This window comes from Nocardioides sp. (assembly GCF_031422975.1).
In the GTDB taxonomy this organism is placed as follows: domain Bacteria; phylum Actinomycetota; class Actinomycetes; order Propionibacteriales; family Nocardioidaceae; genus Nocardioides.
The window spans coordinates 1-3,031 of record NZ_JANPEO010000485.1; the positions used below are offsets into that span (position 1 = coordinate 1).

General features: G+C 69.6%; 4 protein-coding genes. 1 reads left to right on the forward strand and 3 read right to left on the reverse strand.

Features of this window, described 5'->3' with window-relative positions:
* Together RMO85_RS14480 and RMO85_RS14485 are read right to left on the reverse strand one after the other, a co-directional pair.
* On the reverse strand, positions 1–798 hold a 798-nt coding region (locus RMO85_RS14480; RefSeq protein WP_310529429.1), incomplete at its 3' end, for a methylmalonyl-CoA mutase family protein.
* Positions 799–863: 65 nt separating this feature from the next.
* Positions 864–1,175: an STAS domain-containing protein gene (locus tag RMO85_RS14485; RefSeq protein ID WP_310529430.1), complete on the reverse strand. Its 312-nt coding sequence runs from the start codon at positions 1,173–1,175 to the stop codon at positions 864–866.
* 144 nt (positions 1,176–1,319) lie between these two features.
* Here RMO85_RS14485 and RMO85_RS14490 point away from each other — a divergent pair, with 144 nt between their 5' ends.
* Positions 1,320–1,910: a cob(I)yrinic acid a,c-diamide adenosyltransferase gene (locus tag RMO85_RS14490; protein WP_310529431.1), complete on the forward strand. Its 591-nt coding sequence runs from the start codon at positions 1,320–1,322 to the stop codon at positions 1,908–1,910.
* Positions 1,911–1,918: 8 nt separating this feature from the next.
* Here the strand turns inward: RMO85_RS14490 and RMO85_RS14495 are convergent.
* Positions 1,919–3,031, reverse strand: a 1,113-nt coding sequence (locus tag RMO85_RS14495; RefSeq protein ID WP_310529432.1) for an MFS transporter, incomplete at its 5' end; no start/stop codon positions are given.

Sequence of the window (3,031 nt, forward strand, 5' to 3'; positions counted from 1 at the left end):
CACGCCGTAGCGCTCCAGGGTCAGCTCGTCCCAGAGCTGCACGAACGCGCGCATCTTGCACATCTCCTCCACGAAGCGCACCCCGGCGTTGACGAAGAACGAGATCCGGCCGACGACCTTCTCGAAGTCGTCCTCGGAGACCTGGCCGGAGTTGCGGACCTGATCGAGAACGGCGATCGCCGTGCACAACGCGTAGGCGAGCTCCTGCGTCGGCGTCGCGCCGGCCTCCTGCAGGTGGTAGCTGCAGATGTTGATCGGGTTCCACTTGGGGATCTCGTGCACCGTGTAGGCGATCATGTCGCTGATCAGGCGCAGGGAGTGCTCCGGCGGGAAGACGTAGGTCCCGCGGGAGAGGTACTCCTTGATGATGTCGTTCTGGGTGGTGCCCGCGAGCTGGGCGGCGACCTCCCGGACGTCCATGCCCGGGTTCTGCTCCTCGGCGGCGACCTGGTACATCGCGAGCATCCACATCGCGGTGGCGTTGATCGTCATCGAGGTGTTCATCCCCGTGAGCGGGATGTCCTCGAACAGGCGGCGCATCTCGCCCAGGTGCGGGATCGGGACGCCCACCTTGCCGACCTCGCCGCGGCTGAGCGGGGAGTCCGGGTCGTAGCCGGTCTGGGTCGGCAGGTCGAAGGCGACACTGAGGCCGGTCTGCCCCTTGGCGAGGTTGCCCCGGTACAGCGCGTTGGACGCGGCGGCCGTGGAGTGGCCGGCGTAGGTGCGCATCACCCACGGGCGATCCTTCTCGGGGCGTGCGGCCTCGGCGAGCGGAGGGTCGACCTGCTTGTCAGTCATGGGCACAGGGTATGGCCCGTGTTACCCGGCAGTCACCGGATGGAACTGTGAAGAACCCCACCCGCTCAGGCGCTGGCGGCCTCGCGTTCGACGTAGAACGAGTGCGCCAACCGCGAGATGTGCATCATCCGGCGCACCGAGGGTCCGCAGTTGCGCAGGGTGAGGAGGTGACCCGAACGGCTCGCCTGCCGGGTGGCCACGGCGAGAACGCGGAGGGCGGTGACGTCGATGGTGTCCACCTCGGTCATGTCCACGATGACGTCCTGCTCGCCGCCCTCGAGGCGCTCGTAGATCGCCGTGCGCACCATGAAGGTGCTGCGCACGTCGAAGTCGCCGTGCAGGACCAACGCCGGTCCGTCCATCGTGATGTCCATCATGTTGTCCCCTGTGTCCCGAGATTGGACTCCCCCGAAGCCGCGCGGCACGTGACCGCCGTCACCGACTATGACGTAGTCGTACCCCATCGCGTTGCATCTAGGCCACACCTTTTTGGGTATGTCCCGGGCGCTACGCTCGGCGCCATGGTCAACCTCACGCGTATCTACACCCGCACCGGCGACGCCGGCTCCACCCGGCTCGGCGACATGAGCGAGACCACGAAGAACGATCTGCGCCTCCACGCCTACGCCGATGTCGACGAGGCCAACGCCACCCTCGGCCTCGCCCTGGCGCAGGGCAACCTCGAGGACGACGTCGTCAAGGTGCTCACCCACGTGCAGAACGACCTCTTCGACGTCGGCGCCGACTTCTGCACCCCCGTCGTGGAGAACCCCGAGTTCCCGCCCCTGCGGATCGAGCAGGACTACGTCGACCGGCTCGAGGCGTGGTGTGACCACTACAACGACGAGCTGCCCAACCTGCGCTCGTTCATCCTCAACGGCGGCACCCAGGGGGCGGCGCTCCTGCACGTCTCGCGCACCGTCATCCGCCGCGCCGAGCGGTCAGCCTGGGCGGCGTACGCCGAACACGGGGACTCCATGAACACGTTGGCGATCACCTACCTCAACCGCCTCTCCGACCTGGTCTTCATCCTCGCCCGGCACGCCAACCGCGAGAACGGCGACGTGTTGTGGGTCCCGGGAGGCGAGCGCTCGCCCGAGCAGGCACCCTGAGGCCGGGTTCAGACAGGTCGGCGGTCGCTGCCTGCGGTGAGCGGCTCCCGCGCGGACGGGACGACGAGGGCTGCCGGCATGAGGAGTACGGCGACGACGAGCAGCGCCTTGAGGGTGCCGACCTCGTCCCCGACGAAGCCGAGGAGCGGTGGGCCGGCCAGGAAGGCGGCGTAGCCGATCGTGGAGACCACGCTCACGCGGGCGGCCGCCCGGCCCGGGTCGTCGGCGGCGGCGCTCATGCCGACCGGGAAGCCGAGTGACGCGCCGCCTCCCCAGAGCACGATGCCGATCACGACGAGCGCCGGGTGCGTGCCGAAGACGATGAGCAGGACGCCGAGACCCGCCGCCGCCATCGTGCCCCACAGCATTGCCACCCGGCCGAACCGGTCGATCAGGGTGGTCCCGGCGAAGCGACCGACGGTCATTGCCGCCACGAAGACCGCGAAGCCGGCCACGCCGACCGCGTGCGAGACGTCGTGCCCGTCGACTAGGGCGACGGCCAGCCAGTCGTTGGCGGTGCCCTCGGTCGTGGCCAGCGCGAGCACCATCACCCCGATGAGCAGCGTGCGTGGCTCGAGCCACGCACGGGCGGCCGAGGTCCGGTGTTCGGCGTGGGTCTCGACGATGGGCAGGAAGCTGGGCGAGGTGACCCACACGACCACCAGCGCCAGCACGACCACGGCCACGAGGTGCAGCACGGCCGGCAGGTCCAGCTCGACCGCCACGGCACCCAGCAGCGCACCGACGACCGTGCCACCGCTGAACCCGGCGTGGAAGCGAGGCATGATCGTGCGGCCCAGGCCGCGCTCGACCTCCGCGCCCTCGACGTTCATCGCGACGTCCCAGACGCCGATGCCCACGCCGTAGAGGAGGAGCCCGACGCTGGACAGGGGCAACACCTCGCCGAGCCCCAGCGCGGCGATCGCCATCCCGGCCGAGGCCGCGACCGCTCCGAAGCGGACGATGCGCACGGTCCCCCACCGGTTGATGGCGGCGCCGGTCGTGGGCAGGGCGACCAGCGAGCCGACCGCGATCGAGAGCAGCAGCAGGCCGAGCTGGCCGTTGGTCAGCTCGAAGCTGGACCGCGCCTCGGGGATGCGCGAGACCCAGCTCGCGAAGAC

What these genes read in the sequence shown, in the direction of transcription:
- RMO85_RS14485 (WP_310529430.1), bottom strand. Translation starts at nt 1,175, where the DNA reads ATGATGGACATCACGATGGACGGACCGGCGTTGGTCCTGCACGGCGAC.
- RMO85_RS14490 (WP_310529431.1), top strand. Translation starts at nt 1,320, where the DNA reads ATGGTCAACCTCACGCGTATCTACACCCGCACCGGCGACGCCGGCTCC.